The following is a 19,532-nucleotide window of genomic DNA, read 5'->3' as shown; positions in this document are numbered from 1 at the left end:
TTCCGGGCGCGTGGACGCACCGCGACGGGGGTCTCAGACGTGGACCGAATGGCTGGCGCCCGGTGTCGGCACCACGCTGTGCGATATCGCCGTGCTGGCCGCGGCGCGCACGGCCCACCAGCAGGTGGAAATTGGCCAGAACGCGCAATTTGGCCGCATTTTTCGCCTGGATGGGCGCGTGATGAGCACCGAAGCCGATGCCCATATCCAGCATGAACTGATGACCGTGCCGATAGCCGCAGTGCACGGTTCGCCACGTAGCGCTTTGGTGGTGGGCGGTGGCGATGGCGGATCGGCCTTCGAACTGCTGCGAATTCCCACCATGCGGGAAGTGGTAGTGGCCGAACTCGATGCCGAAGTCGTCCGTCTGGCGCGCGAATGGCTGCCCGGCATTCACCGTGGCGCCCTGGACGAACCCGGCGATCCGCGCCTGCACCTGGCCATTGGCGACGGGCTGGGCCTGATGGAAGCGTTTGCGCGAGCCGGCCGCCAGTTCGACCTGATCGTCTACGACCTGACCGAAGCCGACGACGGCAGCCCGGCAGCCGCCCTGTTCGCGCCGCACGGGCTGCAGACGGCGCGGCGCTGCCTGAGCGCCGGCGGCGCGATGTCGGTGCACCTGGGTCCGCCCTGGCACCGGCCGGAGGCCACGCGGCGGCTGCTGGCGCGCCTGCGCCAGGTATTCCGGAACGTGGCACCGCTGACCACCTTCGTGCCGGCGTACGGTGCGCTGTGGGGAATCGCGCTGGCCAGCGATACGCTGGACATCGCGGCCCACCCGCCCGAGCGCATTGCGGCGCGCCTGCAACAGTGGGGGCTCGATGGCGCGCTGCGCGCCTACCACGCCAGGCTGCACCCGGCGCTGTTCAACCACCCACGCCATTTGCAGGCGATCTTCGACAGCGCAGGCCGTCCCGCGTAACATGCACAAACGCCCCGCCGCTGCCTTGCGCGCGGAGCTTTCGTGCCATCCGGGAGACCCGCATGTCCAGACCGCCCAACACGCCCTGGCTGACGCCCTATCTCACGGTCGCCAGCGGACGCGCCGCCCTTGATTTCTACCAAAGGGCATTCGGCTTCAAAGCCGGGCATGTCGTCGATGAGAACGGCGTGCCCACCCACGCCGAAATGCACTACCAGGGCCAGATCGTCATCATGTTCGCGCCCGAGGGCGCCTGGGGCAGCACGGCCCGTACGCCGCGCTCCATGGGCGTGGAAGCGCCGCAGACGTTCTACCTGTATTGCGAGGATGTCGACGCGCTGTACGCGCAGGCCACTGGCGCCGGGGCGACCAGCGTCATGCCGCCCGCCGACCAGTTCTGGGGCGACAGATACTGCATGGTCGAAGATCCCGATGGATACCGATGGGGCTTTGCCACGCCGCTGGCCAAGGCTCCGGACGCCAAACCCGCCCCCTGATGCCTCCCAGATTCTTTGTCGATGCGGCGCTGGCCGCCGATGCCGTATTGGATTTGCCCGAAGCCGTGGTGCGCCATGTGCAGGTGCTGCGCCTGGCCCCGGGCGACGCCGTCACGCTGTTCAACGGCCAGGGCGGCAGCCATGCCGCCACCCTCGCCGAGATCGGCAAGCGTCACGCCACGGCGCAGATCGGCGCGCATGACGCCGCCGATGCCGAAGCGCCGTTTGCGGTCACGCTGGCGCAAGGCCTGGCCGGTGGCGACAAGATGGACTGGCTGATCGAAAAGGCCGTGGAACTGGGCGTGGCCGCCATCCAGCCGCTGCAGGCCGCGCGCTCGGTCGTGCGCCTGTCCGGCGACCGCGCGCTCAAGCGCCAGGCACACTGGCAGGCGCTGGTGCAGGCCGCATGCGAACAATGTGGCCGCAATCGCTTGCCGCATCTGGCGCCGGTCGCTACTTTTGAAGCGTGGCTGGCGGCAGCGCCCGCCACGGGCGCCCGGCTGCTGCTGTCGCCGCGTGCCACGGGGTCGCTGCCCGAGCTTGCCCAGGCGCATCGCGACGCCTGGCGTGCCGAAGGGGTGACACTGCTGATCGGCCCCGAGGGGGGCCTTTCCCCGGACGAAGAAGACGCCGCGCGGCGTGCCGGTTTTATCGGCGTGTCACTCGGGCCGCGCATCCTGCGCACGGAAACCGCCGGGCTCGCTTGCCTGGCAACGCTGAACGCCATCCTTGGCGGATTTTGAGATAAGGAGTCTGAGATGGGACTACTCGATAGCGTACTCGGGGGCGTGCTCGGCCAGCTTGGCGGCCAGCATCAAGAAGGCCAGTCCGGCGGCATGAATCCGAAGCTGATGATGGCCCTGGGCCTGCTGGCGATGCTGGCCATGCGGCACAAGAGCCAGGGTGCCGACGGCAGCGTGGCGCCGGCCGATGCCGGCGACAATCCGCTGGGTGGCCTCGGCGGGCTGGGCGGCATGCTCGGTGGCATGCTGGGCGGCGGCGGCGCACGGGCCCCGGGCGGGCTCGATCTGGGTTCGCTGCTCGGTGGGCTGCTAGGCGGACAGGGCGAAGCCGGCGCTTCGGCCCAGGCGATTGGCGCGGCCAGCGGCGGCATCGGCGCGCTACGCGACATCCTGGCGCAGGCGGGTCTGGGTCAGCAGGTGGACTCCTGGATCGGCACCGGCACCAATCAGGCCGTCAGCGCCAATGACCTGTCGGCGGCGCTGGGCCACACAGGCGCGCTGCAGTCGCTGGCTGAAACCACCGGCATGTCGTCGGACGATGTGGCCGCCAGTCTCAGCGAAGGCCTGCCCGAACTGATCGACCGCCTGACACCGACCGGCCAGGTGCCCCCCGCGGCCTGACGCGTCGCCCGGCCGGGGACGCGCTGACGCACAAACAAAAAGCCCGCTGACACCAGCGGGCTTTTTCGTGGGCGATTCGCTCTGACCGTCAGGCGAACGAGTAGAACACCCGGAACTGCACCTTGCGCTCGCTCCAGAACTCGGCGGCGTCGCGGAACACGTCCAGCAGCACTTCGCGGGCTTCCTTGTCGAACTTCTGCGCGATCGGCAGGCCTTCGAGCACGATCACGAAACCCGGCTGCGGCCCCGCCTTGTAGATCATGTCGGTCAGGCAGTCGGACAAGGCATCGAAATTCTTGCCGAAATGCTTCGGAAACGTGAACTCGGTGGCGATGCGCTCAAGAATCTCGGCCTTGCTCGCGCAGTCGGCACAGTTCGCGTACAGGAAATGCTGATTCAGCGCGGCGGCTGCCTGGGCCAGCTCGGGCACGCGGAATGCGCGGATCGACTGGACGATGTTAGGGCGCACCGTCTTGAACAGATTCATGGCTCCCTCGTTGGTGCCGTCGTCAGCCCATGTGGCCATGACAGGGGCACAGGCGGGCGGAAGTCGGGGCGTCAGATCCTGGCGCGGCATCATCAGCACGTTGTCGTAAAGGTTCTGGGCCTGATGGTGAGCCCGTTGCCAGCCATCTCCGGCGCCGCGCTCCTCGCGGGCGGCAAGGGCGTCGCCCAATCCGAAAATGTCAGTCATCATTTGGTTATCCGTTTGAAACTGTTGTAGTGGTCTTCCGTGTAGTAGCAGTCGTTGGCGGCGCGTTGATCACCACCGCAAACTATCCGCTTGGCTCCCCGATTCCGGCTTTTGCTGTTCTTGACGGTGTATTCGCGGTAATACCCGCGAGGCTGCTGCGGCAGGATGCGTTCGTAGTTGCCGAACCGCGAACCATCCTTGTCATACGGAAACGGGCCGCCGGCCTCTATCAGGTCCAGCGTTTGCCGCGCCTCGTTGGGCAACTGCTGTGCCGGGATGGTTCCCACCCCGGACACGTCGGGCGACTGCCTTGCCATCGCGCCTTGCGGCGACAGGGCCAGCGCCATCGATAGCGCCGCGCCAGCCAACACGCGGCCCAGGCTTCGCGCCAGACTCAGGGACTGCCAATGTGACTGCCGCTGCGACTGGCTTTGAGAAATCCGGGAACCCACGATAGTGAATGAATCGTTGGCGAAAGTTGATGGCGGGTCATTCCGGCATCGCTTCGGTCTTTTTTCGGACCCAAAGCCGCTACCGGCACGCCCAGGCGAGCGTCCGCATTCAAAGGCGTAAGGTTACGCGCAAGTCCATCATTAATCAATCCCTGCGCCCCGGCGCCCCGAATTTCCTCAATTGTTTCAACATGTTATTGATATGTGTGCGCATACTAACCGCGCAGGCGGCAATTTGACGCGGGCATGAAAAAGCCGGGCGAACCCGGCTCTTGCACCACATGGCTCCGGCGGCCGGACCTGGCCGCCGGTAAAACGGCCGATCAGACCTTGGCGGCGGCGTCCACCACCACCAGCGCCGTCATGTTGACGATGCGGCGCACGGTGGCCGACGGCGTCAGGATGTGAACCGGCGCCTTCACGCCCAGCAGGATCGGACCGATGGCCACGTTGTTGCCGGCCGCCACCTTGAGCAGGTTGTATGAAATGTTGGCCGCGTCGATGTTCGGGCACACCAGCAGGTTGGCTTCGCCCTTGAGCGAGCCGTCCGGCACCAGCGAATCGCGCAGCTTTTGATCCAGCGCGCTGTCGCCGTGCATTTCGCCGTCGACTTCCAGTTCCGGGGCGCGCTCGCGCAGGATGGCCAGCGTTTCGCGCATCTTGCGGGCCGACGGGGCTTCCGACGTACCGAAGTTCGAGTGCGACAGCAGGCCAACCTTGGGCTCGATGCCAAAACGTTTCAGTTCCTCGGCGGCCATCAGCGTGATCTCGGCCAGCTCGGCGGCGGTCGGATCGATGTTGACGTGCGTGTCCACCAGGAAGATCTGGCGGCCCGGCAGCACCAGGCCGTTCATCGCGGCGTAGACGCAGTTGGTCCCGCCCAGCACCTGGTCGATGTAGCGCAGGTGGGCCGCAGTCGTGCTGACCGTGCCGCAGATCATGCCGTCGGCCTCGCCCCGCTTGACCAGCATCGCGCCGATCAGCGTGGTGCGGCGGCGCATTTCCAGCTTGGCGTACTGCTGCGTGATGCCTTCACGGGCCATCATGCGGTAGTAGGCGTCCGAATAGTCGCGGAAGCGGTCGTCGTGCTCGGGGTTGACCACGGTGAAGTCCACACCCATGCGCAGGCGCAGGCCGAAACGTTCGATGCGGTGCGACAGCACGGCCGGACGGCCAATCAGGATCGGGTTGGCCAGCTTTTCGTCGACGATCACCTGCACTGCACGCAGCACGCGCTCTTCTTCGCCCTCGGCAAAGACGATGCGCTTCTTTTCCATCTCCACCTTGCGCGCGGCCGCGTAGATCGGCTTCATCAGCGTGCCCGAGTGGTAGACGAACTGCTGCAGCTGCAGGCGATAGGCGTCCATGTCCTCGATCGGACGCGCGGCCACGCCCGACTTGGCGGCGGCTTCGGCCACGGCCGGTGCGATCTTGACGATCAGGCGCGGATCGAACGGCTTCGGGATCAGGTATTCGGGGCCGAACGACAGGTCCTGGATACCGTAGGCCGAGGCCACGATATCGCTCTGCTCCTGGCGCGCCAGTTCCGCCACGGCATTGGCGGCGGCGATTTCCATTTCACGCGTGATCGTGGTGGCGCCGCAATCGAGCGCGCCACGGAAGATGAACGGGAAGCAGAGAACGTTGTTGACCTGGTTCGGGTAGTCGGTGCGGCCCGTGGCCATCACGGCGTCCGGACGGATTTCCTTGACCAGTTCCGGCATGATTTCCGGATTCGGGTTGGCCAGCGCCAGCACCAGCGGCTTGTCGGCCATCTTCTGCACCATCTCGGGCTTCAGCACGCCGGCGGCGGACAGGCCCAGGAAGATGTCTGCGTCGTCGATGACTTCGCCCAGGCGGCGCTTGTCGGTCTTCTGCGCGAAGCGTGCCTTTTCCGGGTCCATCAGCTCGGTACGGCCTTCGTAGACCACACCGGCCAGGTCCGTCACCCAGATGTTCTCGATGGGCAGGCCCAGGTCGACGAGCAGGTCCAGGCAGGCTAGCGCGGCGGCGCCAGCGCCCGAGGCCACCAGCTTGACCTTCGAGATGTCCTTGCCCACCACCTTCAGGCCGTTGATCACGGCGGCGCCCACCACGATGGCGGTACCGTGCTGATCGTCGTGGAAGACGGGAATCTTCATCCGTTCGCGCAGCTTGCGCTCCACGTAGAAGCACTCCGGCGCCTTGATGTCTTCGAGGTTGATCCCACCGAACGTCGGCTCCAGCGACGCGATGATGTCAACCAGCTTTTCGGGGTCCGTCTCGTCGATTTCGATGTCGAAGACGTCGATACCGGCGAACTTCTTGAACAGGCCAGCCTTGCCTTCCATCACCGGCTTGGACGCCGCGGCGCCGATATTGCCCAGGCCCAGCACGGCGGTGCCGTTGGTGATCACGGCCACGAGGTTGCCCCGGGCGGTGTAACGGAACGAATCGGCCGGGTTGGCGACGATTTCCTCGCACGCGGCGGCCACGCCCGGCGAATAGGCCAGGGCCAGGTCGCGCTGGTTCGACAGCGGCTTGGTCGGGGTGACGGAAATCTTGCCGGGGGTCGGAAACTCGTGATATTCGAGTGCGGCCTTGCGCAGCGCCTCACGCTGCTGCTGTTTCAGATCGTCTTGGGACGGGGACTGCTGAGGGCTTGTCATCTGCGCATCTTCCGATCGGTGGAGCCGCACTGAATAACGCTGGGAGATCAAGGGCCGGCTCCACGAACCCGTCGTCTCCGCTTGTACGCGCTTAAGATTTGCACGCTTAAGGATGGCGCATTTTATATTGTGAAAAACTATTTCACAATGGGCGTTTTGCGCGGGGCACCTTTGCGTTTCGGTACAATATGCCGCATGCCGATGGGCTTGACCAGCCGGTATGCTCCCCACCTGATGCCAGATCCCACGCCCGCTTCCCTGTCCGAATTCGACCTGATTCGCCGATTCTTCACGCGCCCCGTCCGCAAGGCTGCGCTGGGGGTGGGCGATGACTGCGCGCTGATCGACGCCCGGCCAGGCCATCAGCTTGCCATCAGCACCGACATGCTGGTCAGCGGCCGCCACTTCTTTCCGGACGTGCCGCCGCGCTCGCTGGGACACAAGGCGCTGGCCGTGAACCTGTCCGACCTGGCCGCGATGGGCGCCGAACCGCGCGCGTTCACGCTGGCGCTGGCCTTGCCGGAGGCCGATCCCGCCTGGCTCGAAGCGTTTGCGGGCGGCATGCTCGCCTTGGCCGACGACCACGGTTGCGAGCTGATTGGCGGCGATACCACCAAGGGGCCCCTGACGCTGTCCATCACCGTGTTTGGCGACGTGCCGCCGCGCCAGGCCCTGCGCCGCGACGCCGCGCGCCCCGGCGACGACATCTGGATCTCCGGCACGCTGGGCGATGCCCGGCTGGCCCTGGGCGACTGCCGCGGCGAATGGCTGCTGCCCGAACCCGATTTCACGGTGATCCGCCCGCGCATGGATACGCCCACCCCGCGCGTGGCGCTCGGCATCGCCTTGCGTGGCGTGGCGCATGCTGCACTGGATATATCCGACGGCCTGATCGGCGATCTGGGCCATATCCTGGCGCGCTCGTCGGTCGGCGCCATCCTGGACGTCGATGCGCTGCCCCGCTCCGAGATTCTCGGGGCGCAGCCGCTGGCGCTGCAGCGCGAATGCGTGCTGGCCGGCGGCGACGACTACGAGCTCTGCTTCACCGCCCCGGCGGGCCATCGCGAGGCCATCGCCGCCATCGGCCGGCAACTCGGCCTGCCGCTCACACGTGCCGGTTCGATCACATCGGAAGCCGGCCTGCGCATCGTCGATAGTCAGGGCGACCCGTTCGCCTTTACGGGTGCGTCATTCGATCATTTCAGCGCCCCGTGACACTTCGCACGCAAGCCGTGTCATGATGCCAGGCATGCGCGCAACAGGGAGAACTGCACACTTGCGCGCCATATATCACTAGAAAAGTCGAGCCAGGTTCTTGATGTCCGCCTATCCCCCCGGGGCCGCGCCGCGCGATCCCGCCAATCCTGCCGAGCCCGTCACGCTGGACGCCGGCCAGACCGCCAAGGTCATGCGCCCGACCGCCCGCTTCATGCTCGGCCATCCCGCCCGCCTGATTGCGCTGGGCTTTGGCTCCGGCCTGTCGCCGGTGAGCCCGGGCACGGTCGGCACGCTGTATGGCTGGCTGTCGTACGTCGTGATCTCGATGTGGATCGCGCCGAACACGTGGCTGTGGATCATCGCCGGCGGTTTCCTGGTCGGCATCTGGGCCTGCCTGCGTACCGCGCGCGACATGGGCGTGTACGACCACGGCAGCATGGTCTGGGACGAGATCGTCGCCTTCTGGCTGGTGCTGGTGTTTGTCATGCCCACCGGCTTCTGGGGCCAGTTCGCGGCCTTCCTGTGGTTCCGCTTCTTCGATATCGTCAAGCCGGCGCCGATCCGGTACTACGACCGCACGCTCAAGGGGCCCGGGTTCACCGGCGCGTTCGGCGTGATGTTCGACGATATGTTCGCGGCGTTCTATACGCTGCTCGTCTTCGCCCTGTGGCGCTCGTTCTGAGCGCCCGCGCCATTTCATCGCGCCTTCATCACTGCATCAGGATCTCGGGGAACCGTCGCCATGTCCGTCAGCCGCCTGCTCGACCAGCTTGCCATCCAGGCCGGAGCCGTCCTTGCGGAACGTTCGCTCATGCTGGCCACCGCCGAATCCTGCACGGGCGGGCTGGTGGCGGCGGCCATCACCGATGTGTCGGGGTCGTCGGGCTGGTTCGAGCGGGGCTTCGTGACCTACTCCAACGAAGCCAAGACCACCATGATCGGCGTGCCCGCCAAACTGATCCGCGACCACGGCGCGGTTAGCGAGGAGGTGGCCCATGCCATGGCCGAGGGTGCCCTGCTGAACAGCCGCGCACAGGTGTCGCTATCGATCACGGGCGTGGCCGGGCCGAACGGCGGCTCGCCCGAAAAGCCGGTGGGCATGGTCTGCTTCGGCTGGAGCAACCGCATCACCACCCGCACAGAAACCCAGCGATTCAAGGGCGACCGCGCCCAGATCCGCCGCCAGGCGGCCGAGCACGCGATGCGCGGGCTGATCGAACTGATCCGGAACGAGGAATAGGTGAAGGGAAGGCGTGGTTTTCTCCCCTCTCCCATGCAATGGGAGAGGGGAGCAACCGCCGACCCCATCCATCATGCGTCAACGCGTCAGCCGTGGCGATACCGGTTGATTGTCTCGCGCGTCTGCAGCGCCACGTTGCGGGCGGCGGCGGCAAAATCCTTTTCGCGGCTGGCGTACAGGATGGCGCGCGACGAATTGATCATCATGCCGGTGCCATCGGCCGTGCGGCCTGCCTTCACGGTGGCCTCGATGTCGCCGCCCTGGGCGCCGATGCCCGGAATCAGCAGCGGCATGTCGCCCACGATCTGGCGCACCTTGGCGATTTCGTTCGGGAACGTCGCGCCCACCACCAGGCCCATCTGGCCATTGGTGTTCCAGCGTTCGCGCGCGGCTTCGGCCACCACCTGGTACAGCGGCTTGCCGTCGACCTGCAGGAACTGCACGTCCGAACCGCCCGGGTTCGACGTGCGGCACAGCACGATCACGCCACGGCCAGGGTGCGCCAGGTACGGCGACATCGAATCGAAGCCCATGTACGGGCTGACGGTCACCGCGTCGGCCTTGTAGCGATCGAATGCCTCGATGGCGTAATGCTCGGCCGTCGAGCCGATGTCGCCGCGCTTGGCGTCCAGAATCACCGGAATCCCGGGATGGGCGTCGTGGATGTACTCGATCAGCTGCTCGAGCTGGTCTTCGGCGCGCTGGGAGTGGAAATAGGCAATCTGCGGCTTGAAGGCGCAGACCAGGTCGGCCGTGGCATCGACGATTTCGCGACAGAACGAAAAGATCGCCCCGCCGGTGCCGGTCATCGACAGCGGCAGCTTGGCCGGGTCCGGATCGAGCCCGACGCACAGCAGGGAATCGTTTCGCTGCCAGGCATTGGACAGCAATTCGGTAAAGGTCATGGGATGCTCGGTATTCGGGTGAAGCCGGCGGCCCGGCTGCGTTCGACAGTCTTCACAGCATAACGCGGGTCGGCGCCGGCCGGTTGGCGCGGCGGGGCGAACAAGGCATCCCGCGGCCCAACATATGGCGTGGGCGGCATTCTACCTGCTGGCGTGATATTGTCTGGAGCTTCCGCTTAAAAAGAGCGACCCCGTCACATCAGGTCGCCGCCCCCCCTCCTGCGCCATGCACCTCGACCGCCGCGGCCTTGTCCTGCTCGTCATCCTGACCATCGCCTGGGGCCTGAACTGGCCGATCATGAAGGTCGGCGTCGCCCACTTCCCGGCCATGGGATTCCGGCTGCTGTGCATGGCGGGCGGGCTGGTGGCGCTGGGCCTGGCCCTGAAGCTGCGCGGCGATTCGCTGCAGGTACCGCGCCAGGCCTGGGCCACGGTGGTCAAGCTGGCCATCCCGAACATGGTGATCTGGCATTTGTTCGCCATCTGCGCGGTCAAGATGCTGTCGTCGGGCCGGGCGGCCATCCTGGGCTACACCATGCCGATCTGGGCCGTGGTCTGGGGCCTGCTGGTCTTCCGCGAGCGGATTGCGCTGTCGGCCTGGATCGGCATCGCCTGCGCGCTGGCCGGCACCGTGCTGCTGCTGTCGGGCGAGATCGCCGCGCTGACCGGCAGCCCGGCCGGCACGCTGCTGATGCTGGTGGCGGCCGCCGGCTGGGGCTTCGGCACCCAGCTGATGAAGCGCACCCCGACCGATGTGCCGATCGGCGCGCTGACCTTCTGGATGCTGGCCGTCACGCTGCCGTTCCTGGCCGTCGGATCGCTGCTGTTCGAGACCGGCTGGCGCATGCCCACCGGCATCGAATGGGCCGCCATCGCCTACAACGCCGTGGTGGTCTTCGCGTACTGCCACCTGGTCTGGTTCGCGCTGGCGCGCAGCCTGCCGCCCGTGGTGTCCAGCCTGTCGATCATGTTCATTCCCGTGGTGGGCGTGTTCTCGGGCATGTGGCTGCTGGGCGAGACGCCGCACTGGCAGGACTACACGGCCATCGTGCTGATGTTCGCGGCGCTGTCGTCGGTGATGCTGGCCCCGCTGCTGCGGCGGCGCCTGTGAGCAACACCGGCGCAGAGATTTCGCTTAACAAGCCCCCCCGCGTTGGATTACACTCGCGGCCATCAGAATCCCGGAGAAACTACGTGGGCAGTAGCATCGGGTGTTCGGGTTGTAGCGGCCAGGCCGCGTCTTCGCCGGATGCCATGTCACTGCGGGCTGCGTAACGCCGATCCGCGCGGGGCCATTGCCCTGCTCGTCGCCGTACTTGCCCGCAGACACCTGCGGGTGAGTGTGTCTTTCCGTTTCTCCTGCGGCCGCCTGCCGGCCGCCGCGCGCTGCGGATCTTCCCCTCCCCCCGGCTTGCCAGCCAGATACAGGCAACAGGCAAACGTCATCGCCTTGCAACGGACCGGCATCCGCCGTCCGCGCGCAGCGCGATCACGCTTGCCGGCCGCCCCATGGTCGCTTTGCTGGCGATGCCTTGCCTGCGCCTGTTTCCGGACAAACGCGCAATCAGTAACAAGGAATCCAAGGGATGATCAATCTGTTCGTCCTGCAGAAAGGTCGGCTCGCCCAGGAGCAGGTCGACGAGCGCAATGAGCTGCTGCAGCACAAGCCCATCTGGATCGACGTGGTCAGCCCCGACGACGAGGAGCTGGCGTGGATCAAGGAAGCCTACGGCGTCGTCCTGCCGGAACTCGAAGACCTCGGTGACCTGGAGGCATCGGCGCGTTACTTCGAGGGCGAGGACGAGAACATCCATATCCGCACCGACTTCCTGCTGGCGGAAGACGAGGCGTCGCGCAACGTGCGCGTGGCGTTCGTGCTCACGCGCGACGTCCTGTTCTCGATCCACGACGAAGACCTGCCCGTGTTCCGCCTGGTACGGCTGCGCGCCCGGATGCGGCCCGGATCGGTGCGCAACGCCAAGGACGTGCTGATGGACCTCTACGCGACCGACGCCGAGTATTCGGCCGATTCGATCGAGGAGATCTACGAGCGGCTGGAAGAAGCCAGCCGCCGCGTGCTGGCCGAGAACGTGACCGATGCCGCCGCCGCCGACGTGCTGGAGACCATCGCCCGCGAGGAAGACTTGAACGGCCGCATCCGCCGCAACGTCATGGACACGCGCCGGGCGGTGTCGTTCCTGATGCGCAGCCAGCTATTGTCGGCCGAGCAGCAGGACGAGGCACGCCAGATCCTGCGCGACATCGATTCGATCGAAAACCACACCGCGTTCCTGTTCGACAAGATCAACTTCCTGATGGACGCCACGGTCGGTTTCATCAACATCAACCAGAACAAGATCATCAAGCTGTTCTCGGTGGTGTCGGTGGCGCTGATGCCGCCCACGCTGATCGCCAGCATCTACGGCATGAACTTCAAGCTGATGCCGGAACTGGACTGGGCCATCGGCTACCCGTGGGCCATCGCGCTGATGGCCGTGTCGGCGGCCATCCCGCTGGTGTATTTCAAGCGCAAGGGCTGGTTGAGCTGACGGCCGTGTTTGCTCCCCTCTCCCGCGTGCGGGAGAGGGGAGCAAAAAAGTGTCAATCCGGTAGCGTCGCCGCGCCCATGCGGCGGGCGATGATCGATGCCTTGACGCGGAAATTCACGCGCACGTTGGCGCAGTATTCCTTCTTGTCGAAGCACTTCGGCGCCGGCAGCGCCGCGGCCAGCCGTGCGGCCTGGCCCACGGTCAGCTTCGCGGCAGAGGTGTGGAAGTAGTGCTGCGCGGCCGCCTCGATGCCGAACACCCCCTCGCCCCACTCCACCGAGTTCAGGTAGATCTCGAAGATCCGCTGCTTGTCGAGCCAGAACTCGAGCATCCACGTGATGGCCAGTTCCTGGCCCTTGCGCACGTAGTATTGCTCCGAAGACAGGAACAGGTTCTTGGCCAGCTGCTGAGTAATCGTAGAACCGCCACGTTCGATATGGCCCCGCTTCTTGTTGCGCTCCCAGGCATCCAGCATCGCGTCGAGTTCGTAGCCCGGATGGTTGACGAAGTCGGCATCCTCGCTGGCAATCACTGCCCGCTTGATATTGCGCGACATCTGGTCATAGCCCACCCACTTGTGGTCGATCGCGCAGCTCCAGAAGTTGAAGCCGCACAGGCGCCAGCCTTCGGCGCGCATGAACGACGTGGATGACGGATTCAGGTATTGCCAGGCGGCAATCTGCAGGAAGAAGTACAACTGCAGCGCCAGCACGCCAACGATCAGGCATTCGCCCAGATAGCCCACCCAGCGCAGCGGATTGGCCGCGCCCGATGCCCGGGACGGTGCGCGTGCGGCGCCGCTTCGCTGGCGTGCCAAGTCGGCTCCGCGCGTGGATCAGCGGGTCGCTTCGGCCTGCAGCGCGGCGCGCAGCTCGGCCAGGACCGGGGCGGTGTTCGGACACACGCCGCGCCAGTTGTAGAACGCCTCGGCGGCCTGCTCCACCAGCATGCCCAGGCCGTCCGACGTGCGGGCGCCGCATTTGGCCGCATAGGCCAGGAACACGGTCGGCCTGGCGCCGTACATCATGTCGTAGGCCAGCACGCCTTCGCCCAGCAGGTATTCCGGCACCGGCGGCAGTTCGCCCTGCAGGCTGCTGGCCGATGCGTTGATGACCACGTCGCAGGCTTCGTCCTCGGACAGCGCGCTCAGCGCGTCCAGACCGCCCGCCCACAGTTCCACGCCGTACTGGTCGGCCGCTTCCACGAACTGCTCGACCACGTCGCTGGCCTTCTGCGCCGTGCGGTTGGCCACCACGATCCGCGCAGGGCGGCATTCGATCAGCGGCAGCAGCGCGCCCATGGCCGCGCCCCCGGCGCCCAGCACCAGGATGCGCTTGTCTTCCAGCAGCACGTCGAGGTTGTCCTGGATGTCGCGCACCAGGCCCACGCCGTCGGTGTTGTCGCCGTGGATCAGCCCGTCCTCGATCCACATCGTGTTGACCGCGCCGGCGGCTTCCGCGCGCGGCGTCAGGCGATCCGCCAGGTCATAGGCCTCTAGCTTGAACGGCGTGGTCACGTTCAAGCCATGGCCGCCGTCGGCCAGGAACTTGCGCACGGTGTCGGCAAACGCGTCGAGCGGCGCCTCCAGGCGATCGTACTGGATGGCTTCGCCGGTCTGGCGCGAAAACGCGGCATGGATGGCCGGCGAGCGGCTGTGCGATACGGGGTTGCCCACCACGACATAGCGGTCGGCGGATTGCTGTTCTGCGGTCATCAGCGTCCTTGCAGGCGGACGTCGAGCCCGCTGCGCGTGAACTTGAAAGTGGAAATGACTTCGAGGATGTCCTGCTTCGCCTGCATCTCGGGCGTGAAGGCGCCGAACGGTGCAGCGGCACGGACAATGGCCACGGCCTGGCGGTCCAGCGCGGGGTCACCCGAACTCTTGGCCACGTCGATCGCCTCGACGTTGTAGCCGTCGCGGTTGTAGCCCAGCTTGCCCTGGCGGTTCACGTTGAGCACCAGGATCAGCTGGCCATACAGCGGCTTGCCGTTCTTCTGCGGGAAGTCGCTCGTGCCGCGCGCCTCGATCTTGCGGCGCAGGCGGTCGTAATACTGGGCATAGTCCACCCCCTGGGCACTGGTGGCCGTCAGCTGCATGCGCTTGGGCCGCTTGGCGTAGTGCTCCAGGTTGCGGCCGATCTCGGCTTCGAGCTTGGCCATCTCGTCGGTGGACGTGCGGTCGTCCTGCCCGCGCGTCGGGGTTTCGGTGCGCTGCTCCCCCGGCTTCACCGGCTGGCTGCGCACGGACGGCGCGGCCACACGGGCCTGCGTCATCAGCCGGCGCTGCTCTTCTTCAAGCTCCTGGAGCCGGCGCTGCGTGAGCCTGATGAGGTCGCCTTCCTTCGATTCGGTCTGCGCCGGCAGCGGCGTGGTGGCACGCTGGGCATCGTGGTCGCCGCCGCCGTCGAGGTTGGCCTGCGCCAGCACGGTCGGGTTGCGCGGCTTCTGGGCGGACTTCGCGTTCACCAGCACCACGTCGAGCTGCGGATCGGAACGCTTGATCTCGAACACCTCCGGCGCGGCGATCCGCACCATCAGCAGCACCGCGTGGATGGCCACGGACACGACAAGCGCCTTGACCAGCGTGTTGCTGGATTGCCACCGGTCGCGCAGGTGCACGTGGCGGGGAGCAGGGAGAACGGCGTTCACGATGGGTCAGGAACCTGGACGGTCGGAATGGGGGCTCGCTCGAAAGCCGGCCACCCCACGGCGGAGGGGGGCCGGAACCGACTCCGATTGTACGGGAGCCGCCCCGTTTACCGAAGGACTCAGGCGGGGGGGTTGGTGCCGGTGTCGCGTGGCGCCGACGCATCGTCGCCATCCTGGCCGGGCGCCGGACTGGCGCCCTCCTCCGCTGCGGCTTCCGAGGCATCCTCGGCAGCCGCTTCGGCCGCAGCCTCGGCGGAAACCTCGGCCAGGTCGTCGTCGCCGTCGTCGCTGTCGCCTTCGAGCTCTTCCTCGGGCACCTCGCCCTCACCGGCGAAGACTTCCAGCACGCGGCACGACACATCGAGCGAAATCTCGTCGGTCGACGCGATTTCCAGCAGCACCTGGGTGCCGCGGTTGGCCTGCGCCAGTTCCGGCACGCGCGTCACCAGCGGAATCTCGGTGAAGCGCACCGCGCCGTCCTTGAGCACGGTGGCCATCAGCTTGTCGCGGCCCTCCTGGGCCAGCCAGCGCAGGCACCAGTAGCGTTCCATGGTCGACTGGTGGTCGGCATAGGCGGCATAGGTGCCTTCGAAATCGGCCACGGCCGCCAGCAGGTCGGCGTCCTTGGGCTTGAACGGCGCCACCAGCTTGGCTGTGACGCCATGCTGGGCCACCGCCAGGATCTGCCACTGGTTGACCAGGTCAACATAGCGCCGCAGCGGCGAGGTGCTCCACGCGTACTGCGCCACGCCCAGGCCCTCGTGCGGCGCCGGATAGGTCTGCATGCGCGTGCGGTGCATGCCCCAGGCCTTCTGCGTGCGATAGATGCCCGGCACGCCGTGATCGGCCAGCAGCTTGCCCCACGTGCTGTTGGCCAGGATCATCAGCTCGGCCACGATCTTGTCCAGCGGCGACCCGCGGCGGCGCTGCTCGATGCGCACCCGCTCGCCGCCGTTCGGCAGGGGGTCGATATAGAAATTGAAGTCCGCGCGGTTGTGCGTTTCCGGACGCAGGCCGCTGGCCAGACGCGCCTTCTGGCGCTCGTCATGCAGATGGTTGGCCAGCCGGAACAGCTCGGTCAGCGGCTCGCGGAACGGGTAGTCGCCGGTGCCTGCCGCCAGTGCCTGCTCGGTCACCAGGTCTTCCAGCAGGTTGTGACGCAGGTTGGCGGCAATCGGCACCAGTTCGGCACGCGTCTCGCTGCCGAGGATGGTCACGCCATCGATGCCGTCCATGTCAACCGTCACATAGAGCGACACGGCCGGACAGGTGCGGCCTTCCTGCAGCGTGTATTTGTCCACCACGCTGTCGGGCAGCATCGTGATCTTGTCGCCCGGGAAATACACCGTGGACAGCCGCTGGCGCGCGATGGCGTCGAGCGGCTCGCCGCGCTTGAAACCCAGGGCCGGCGCCGCGATGTGGATGCCCACCCGCAGCTTGCCGTCGGGCATGCGCGTCACCGACAGCGCATCGTCGATTTCCGTCGTCGTGACATCGTCGATCGAGAATGCCTGGACGTCGGCCACGGGCAGGTCGCCGGCCGGATCGGGCACGTCCACGTCGGGGAAGCCGGTGCCTTTCGGGAAGCAGTCGGCCAGGAACTTGGCCTCGTGCAGCGCGCGCGGGCTTTCCACGCCGCCCACCGCCACCATCAGCCGCATCGGCGTCATGCCCAGCGCGGTGCAGGCGGCATCCATGGCCTTGAATTCGAGGCTGTTCTTGTCCGGCTTGAACAGCAGCTGCAGCACCTTGCCGCGGAACGCGTCAGGCAGCTTGCGCGCCTTGAGCTGTTCCTCGTACTCGGCCTGCACCAGCAGTTGCTGCTTCTTGCGCTCCACCGCGGCCAGCGCGGCCTTGAGCTGGTCTTCCGGGGCGCGCATGTAGCGGCCGCGGCCCTTGCGGCGGAAATAGACCGGATTGCCATGCAGCGCCATGGCCAGCGCGGCCTGCTGCACGGCGCCGGCATCGGCACCGTAGTACTCGGCAGCCAGCTCGCCGAAGCCGAATTCCTCGGCCGGCGCGCATTCCCAAAGGAAGTCGAGATCGATCTCGGCGGTCAGTTCGCCGGTTTGCCGCACCATTTCGATCGCCGTTGGCTGGGCAAACTGCAGCAGCACGTCCTTGGCCTTGACCTTGGTGCGCTTGCCCGCAGGCAGCTCGACCTGGTAGGCCTCGCCCTGTTGGGCGAGCACGGTGCCGGCGCGAATCTCGCCGCCTTCTTCGAACAGCAACTGCATGGATCGGTACTTTCAGAAGTGCCGGGACAGGGGCGCGCGATGTGCGCTGCAACGCGCAAAACACGGCCTGTCCGGACGGGTATACGACCCGGGATGATACCGCACCCCGTCTTGCGGCAACGGCGGCACACCCTGGGTCAGAAACGACGGGCCGAGGCCCTGCGGGTCAGAGCGACATGCCGCCGCTGGCCTCGATCGTCGTGCCGTTCACGTAACTGGCGTCGTCGCTGGCCAGGAACGCGTAGATGGCGGCGATCTCCGCCGGCTCGGCCAGGCGGCGCATCCAGCAGTGTTCCTTCATGCCGTCCAGCACCTTTTCCGGCACGCTTTGCAGGATCTCGGTGTTCACGAAACCCGGGCACACCGCGTTCACGCGCACGCCCTTCGGGCCCAGTTCGCGCGCCCAGGTCTTGGTGAAGCCGATCACGCCGAACTTGCTGGCCGCGTAGTTGGTCTGGCCGAAATTGCCGTACAGGCCAACCACGCTCGACGCGTTCAGGATCACCCCCTTGCCCTGCTCGGTCATCACGGCGGCCACGGCCTGGGCGCAATGGAACACGCCCTTCAGGTTGACGTCGATCACGGCGTCGAACTGCGCTTCGGTCATTTTGGCCAGCCGCGCGTCCTTGGTGATGCCGGCGTTGTTGACCAGGATGTCGATGCGGCCATGGCGCGCCAGCGTGGCCGCCACCACGCCATCCACCTGGTCGCGGCTGGTCACGTCGATCTTGTGCGCATCGACGCTGGCGCCCTTGGCGGCCAGCCGGTCGGCGGCCTCGCGCACGCGCGCTTCATTCACATCGCAAAGCACCAGCTTCGCGCCCTCGGCGGCAAATCGCTCCGCCGTGGCAAACCCGATTCCGGCAGCTGCGCCGGTGATGATGGCGACCCGTCCTTCCAGTTTCATGATGCTTGTCTCTCTTCCTTGCTGTGTGTGTCGATACGGCGGGGCAGTCTGGTGCCGCCCGCGCCAATGTTGGCAGGCGCCCCCCGCACCAGCAGGTCTGGCAGAAAGACCTCTGTCACGAGCATGGCGCCGCCGCCGCGCCGGAATACCGAGCGCCTGGCAGGCAGCATCGGTACCGACGCAAACGCCGGCAATACCCGCTGCAGCGCCTGGCGCAGCGGGTGGTGGATCGATAGCCGCGCGAACTGGAACGGCTCGCGCCGCACGCGTGGGTCCACGAACAGCGCGCCGCCCAACGGGCGGTTCCCCAGCCCGCGCAGGAACGGCCAGTCGCGGCGCGCCCGGTATGGATCGACGATGGTATGGGCGAAGACCGCCGGCACTTCGTCGCAGATGAGCAGCACTTCGCGCGTGATGGCCGGTACCGGGCGCATCAGGCCCAGCGCCTGCCATTCGTCGGCAAACGGCAACTGGGGCGCCTGCGCCAGCCTTTGCACGCGGAAGCGCGACGATGCCGACATCAACCGGGCCGTCAGCGACCCCTCGCCGGCAATCCAGCGGCGCTGGTTCAGCGGAATCGCCGCGTCATGCGGCAGATGGGCGTGCCAGGCGGCGCGCAGGCCCTTGAGGCCGCTCGCGCCCGTCATACCTTGCGTTTTCCGCCCGGCGCATAGCCGCAGAAGGCCAGTACGTCGTCGACGTAGTCGCCGAATTCGCTGATGCCGTGATCGCTACCCTCGATGATGCGGATATGGGCGCCCGGGCAGGCCGCGACCATCTCGCGATAGTCCAGCACCTCGTCCCCGGTGGCGGCCAGCAGGTAGTAGCGTTCGGGCCGCGTGATGGCGTCCACGCGCAGCGCCAGCAGTTCCTGCAGATGTTCGGGCCGCACCACGACCGAACCGCCGCCGTGGTACAGCGGCTGCTCGCCCAGGTATCTCTCCAGATCAGTCCATGGATGGATGGCCGGATTCAGCAGCACGGCACGGCAGCCATGCTTTTCGGCCAGCCAGCGCGCGTAGAAGCCGCCGAGCGACGACCCGACGATGGCGATATCGGTCTCGCCGCCCGCGCGGGCGCCACGGATCGCGGCCTCAGCCTGGGCAATCGCCTCGGACGGCGACACGTTGAGCATCGGGCAGGCGAAATACTTCTCCAGGCCCCAGGCGCGCATCCGGTCCTGCACCAGCCGCGACTTCATCGACTGCGGCGAGGACCGGAAACCGTGCAGGTACAGCAGCATGTGATGT

Annotated in this window: 20 protein-coding genes; 9 read left to right on the top strand and 11 right to left on the bottom strand. The window is 66.7% G+C overall.

Annotation, left to right across the window (positions count from 1 at the left end):
* The first annotated feature begins 10 nt into the window (after positions 1-10).
* From AC3G88_RS00585 to AC3G88_RS00570, 4 genes are all read left to right on the top strand, one after another.
* Positions 11-922, top strand: a complete 912-nt coding sequence (locus AC3G88_RS00585; protein WP_488892953.1) for a spermine/spermidine synthase domain-containing protein — start codon at positions 11-13, stop codon at positions 920-922.
* Between the two features lie 62 nt (positions 923-984).
* Positions 985-1,419 carry a VOC family protein gene (locus tag AC3G88_RS00580; RefSeq protein ID WP_488892952.1) on the top strand — a complete coding sequence of 145 codons (435 nt, stop codon included), beginning with the start codon at positions 985-987 and terminating at the stop codon, positions 1,417-1,419.
* Positions 1,419-2,162 carry a 16S rRNA (uracil(1498)-N(3))-methyltransferase gene (locus tag AC3G88_RS00575; RefSeq protein WP_488773521.1) on the top strand — a complete coding sequence of 248 codons (744 nt, stop codon included), beginning with the start codon at positions 1,419-1,421 and terminating at the stop codon, positions 2,160-2,162. Before AC3G88_RS00580 ends, AC3G88_RS00575 begins: the two co-directional genes overlap by 1 nt.
* Before the next feature lie 15 nt (positions 2,163-2,177).
* Complete coding sequence (locus AC3G88_RS00570; RefSeq protein ID WP_488892951.1) at positions 2,178-2,783, top strand: YidB family protein; 606 nt, start codon at positions 2,178-2,180, stop codon at positions 2,781-2,783.
* 88 nt (positions 2,784-2,871) lie between these two features.
* Here AC3G88_RS00570 and AC3G88_RS00565 read toward each other — a convergent pair whose 3' ends face one another.
* The 3 genes from AC3G88_RS00565 to AC3G88_RS00555 all read right to left on the bottom strand — a co-directional run bounded on the left by AC3G88_RS00565 (position 2,872) and on the right by AC3G88_RS00555 (position 6,577).
* On the bottom strand, positions 2,872-3,480 hold the full coding sequence (locus tag AC3G88_RS00565; RefSeq protein ID WP_488892950.1) for a barstar family protein: 609 nt from the start codon (positions 3,478-3,480) through the stop codon (positions 2,872-2,874).
* Positions 3,477-3,824 (bottom strand): guanyl-specific ribonuclease, encoded by a 348-nt coding sequence (locus AC3G88_RS00560; RefSeq protein WP_488773523.1) that lies wholly within the window; start codon positions 3,822-3,824, stop codon positions 3,477-3,479. The genes AC3G88_RS00565 and AC3G88_RS00560 overlap by 4 nt, the downstream gene beginning before the upstream one ends.
* A 428-nt stretch (positions 3,825-4,252) precedes the next feature.
* Complete coding sequence (locus AC3G88_RS00555; RefSeq protein ID WP_153947257.1) at positions 4,253-6,577, bottom strand: NADP-dependent malic enzyme; 2,325 nt, start codon at positions 6,575-6,577, stop codon at positions 4,253-4,255.
* Positions 6,578-6,811: 234 nt separating this feature from the next.
* On the opposite strand from AC3G88_RS00555, the gene thiL reads away from it, so the two are divergent.
* The 3 genes from thiL to AC3G88_RS00540 all read left to right on the top strand — a co-directional run bounded on the left by thiL (position 6,812) and on the right by AC3G88_RS00540 (position 9,035).
* Positions 6,812-7,792, top strand: a complete 981-nt coding sequence (gene thiL / locus AC3G88_RS00550) for a thiamine-phosphate kinase (RefSeq protein ID WP_488892949.1) — start codon at positions 6,812-6,814, stop codon at positions 7,790-7,792.
* A gap of 103 nt (positions 7,793-7,895) precedes the next feature.
* Positions 7,896-8,477 carry a phosphatidylglycerophosphatase A family protein gene (locus tag AC3G88_RS00545; protein WP_488773525.1) on the top strand — a complete coding sequence of 194 codons (582 nt, stop codon included), beginning with the start codon at positions 7,896-7,898 and terminating at the stop codon, positions 8,475-8,477.
* A gap of 60 nt (positions 8,478-8,537) precedes the next feature.
* Entirely contained in the window at positions 8,538-9,035 is a 498-nt protein-coding gene (locus AC3G88_RS00540) for a CinA family protein (RefSeq protein WP_153947254.1), read from the top strand.
* 86 nt (positions 9,036-9,121) lie between these two features.
* Here the strand turns inward: AC3G88_RS00540 and pyrF are convergent, their stop codons facing one another.
* On the bottom strand, positions 9,122-9,940 hold the full coding sequence (gene pyrF, locus AC3G88_RS00535) for an orotidine-5'-phosphate decarboxylase (RefSeq protein WP_153947253.1): 819 nt from the start codon (positions 9,938-9,940) through the stop codon (positions 9,122-9,124).
* Between the two features lie 226 nt (positions 9,941-10,166).
* On the opposite strand from pyrF, the gene AC3G88_RS00530 reads away from it, so the two are divergent.
* Together AC3G88_RS00530 and corA are read left to right on the top strand one after the other, a co-directional pair.
* On the top strand, positions 10,167-11,051 hold the full coding sequence (locus tag AC3G88_RS00530) for a DMT family transporter (RefSeq protein WP_488892948.1): 885 nt from the start codon (positions 10,167-10,169) through the stop codon (positions 11,049-11,051).
* A 475-nt stretch (positions 11,052-11,526) separates the two neighbouring features.
* Positions 11,527-12,489: a magnesium/cobalt transporter CorA gene (gene corA, locus AC3G88_RS00525; protein ID WP_066732294.1), complete on the top strand. Its 963-nt coding sequence runs from the start codon at positions 11,527-11,529 to the stop codon at positions 12,487-12,489.
* A gap of 52 nt (positions 12,490-12,541) precedes the next feature.
* Here the strand turns inward: corA and mtgA are convergent, their stop codons facing one another.
* From mtgA to AC3G88_RS00490, 7 genes are all read right to left on the bottom strand, one after another.
* On the bottom strand, positions 12,542-13,243 hold the full coding sequence (gene mtgA, locus AC3G88_RS00520) for a monofunctional biosynthetic peptidoglycan transglycosylase (protein ID WP_488773599.1): 702 nt from the start codon (positions 13,241-13,243) through the stop codon (positions 12,542-12,544).
* 81 nt (positions 13,244-13,324) lie between these two features.
* Positions 13,325-14,203 carry a shikimate dehydrogenase gene (gene aroE, locus AC3G88_RS00515; RefSeq protein WP_488892947.1) on the bottom strand — a complete coding sequence of 293 codons (879 nt, stop codon included), beginning with the start codon at positions 14,201-14,203 and terminating at the stop codon, positions 13,325-13,327.
* Positions 14,203-15,138 (bottom strand): energy transducer TonB family protein, encoded by a 936-nt coding sequence (locus AC3G88_RS00510; RefSeq protein ID WP_488892946.1) that lies wholly within the window; start codon positions 15,136-15,138, stop codon positions 14,203-14,205. The genes aroE and AC3G88_RS00510 overlap by 1 nt, the downstream gene beginning before the upstream one ends.
* 119 nt (positions 15,139-15,257) lie before the next feature.
* On the bottom strand, positions 15,258-17,375 hold the full coding sequence (locus AC3G88_RS00505; RefSeq protein WP_488892945.1) for a ribonuclease catalytic domain-containing protein: 2,118 nt from the start codon (positions 17,373-17,375) through the stop codon (positions 15,258-15,260).
* A gap of 166 nt (positions 17,376-17,541) precedes the next feature.
* Positions 17,542-18,282 (bottom strand): 3-oxoacyl-ACP reductase FabG, encoded by a 741-nt coding sequence (gene fabG, locus AC3G88_RS00500; RefSeq protein WP_488892944.1) that lies wholly within the window; start codon positions 18,280-18,282, stop codon positions 17,542-17,544.
* Positions 18,279-18,929, bottom strand: coding sequence for a chorismate--pyruvate lyase family protein (locus tag AC3G88_RS00495; protein ID WP_488892943.1), 651 nt, complete (start codon positions 18,927-18,929; stop codon positions 18,279-18,281). The genes fabG and AC3G88_RS00495 overlap by 4 nt, the downstream gene beginning before the upstream one ends.
* The gene (locus tag AC3G88_RS00490; RefSeq protein ID WP_488892942.1) at positions 18,926-19,525 is read right to left on the bottom strand and encodes a YqiA/YcfP family alpha/beta fold hydrolase; all 600 of its coding nucleotides are present in this window, start codon (positions 19,523-19,525) and stop codon (positions 18,926-18,928) included. The genes AC3G88_RS00495 and AC3G88_RS00490 overlap by 4 nt, the downstream gene beginning before the upstream one ends.
* Positions 19,526-19,532: the final 7 nt, after the last annotated feature.

The sequence above is a fragment of the Cupriavidus sp. 86D6 genome (genome assembly GCF_057815095.1).
The sequence above is the reverse complement of the archived record's forward strand: the minus strand, read 5'-3'. Positions and strand labels throughout refer to the sequence as shown.

Bases quoted from the DNA above. Each gene is read 5' to 3' on its own strand.
- AC3G88_RS00565 (WP_488892950.1), bottom strand. From the start codon at position 3,480: ATGATGACTGACATTTTCGGATTGGGCGACGCCCTTGCCGCCCGCGAG.
- thiL (WP_488892949.1), top strand. From the start codon at position 6,812: ATGCCAGATCCCACGCCCGCTTCCCTGTCCGAATTCGACCTGATTCGC.
- AC3G88_RS00530 (WP_488892948.1), top strand. From the start codon at position 10,167: ATGCACCTCGACCGCCGCGGCCTTGTCCTGCTCGTCATCCTGACCATC.
- AC3G88_RS00505 (WP_488892945.1), bottom strand. From the start codon at position 17,375: ATGCAGTTGCTGTTCGAAGAAGGCGGCGAGATTCGCGCCGGCACCGTG.
- AC3G88_RS00490 (WP_488892942.1), bottom strand. From the start codon at position 19,525: ATGCTGCTGTACCTGCACGGTTTCCGGTCCTCGCCGCAGTCGATGAAG.
- AC3G88_RS00575 (WP_488773521.1), top strand. From the start codon at position 1,419: ATGCCTCCCAGATTCTTTGTCGATGCGGCGCTGGCCGCCGATGCCGTA.
- aroE (WP_488892947.1), bottom strand. From the start codon at position 14,203: ATGACCGCAGAACAGCAATCCGCCGACCGCTATGTCGTGGTGGGCAAC.
- AC3G88_RS00545 (WP_488773525.1), top strand. From the start codon at position 7,896: ATGTCCGCCTATCCCCCCGGGGCCGCGCCGCGCGATCCCGCCAATCCT.
- fabG (WP_488892944.1), bottom strand. From the start codon at position 18,282: ATGAAACTGGAAGGACGGGTCGCCATCATCACCGGCGCAGCTGCCGGA.
- AC3G88_RS00560 (WP_488773523.1), bottom strand. From the start codon at position 3,824: ATGGCGCTGGCCCTGTCGCCGCAAGGCGCGATGGCAAGGCAGTCGCCC.
- corA (WP_066732294.1), top strand. From the start codon at position 11,527: ATGATCAATCTGTTCGTCCTGCAGAAAGGTCGGCTCGCCCAGGAGCAG.
- AC3G88_RS00580 (WP_488892952.1), top strand. From the start codon at position 985: ATGTCCAGACCGCCCAACACGCCCTGGCTGACGCCCTATCTCACGGTC.
- AC3G88_RS00570 (WP_488892951.1), top strand. From the start codon at position 2,178: ATGGGACTACTCGATAGCGTACTCGGGGGCGTGCTCGGCCAGCTTGGC.
- AC3G88_RS00555 (WP_153947257.1), bottom strand. From the start codon at position 6,577: ATGACAAGCCCTCAGCAGTCCCCGTCCCAAGACGATCTGAAACAGCAG.
- AC3G88_RS00540 (WP_153947254.1), top strand. From the start codon at position 8,538: ATGTCCGTCAGCCGCCTGCTCGACCAGCTTGCCATCCAGGCCGGAGCC.
- pyrF (WP_153947253.1), bottom strand. From the start codon at position 9,940: ATGACCTTTACCGAATTGCTGTCCAATGCCTGGCAGCGAAACGATTCC.
- AC3G88_RS00495 (WP_488892943.1), bottom strand. From the start codon at position 18,929: ATGACGGGCGCGAGCGGCCTCAAGGGCCTGCGCGCCGCCTGGCACGCC.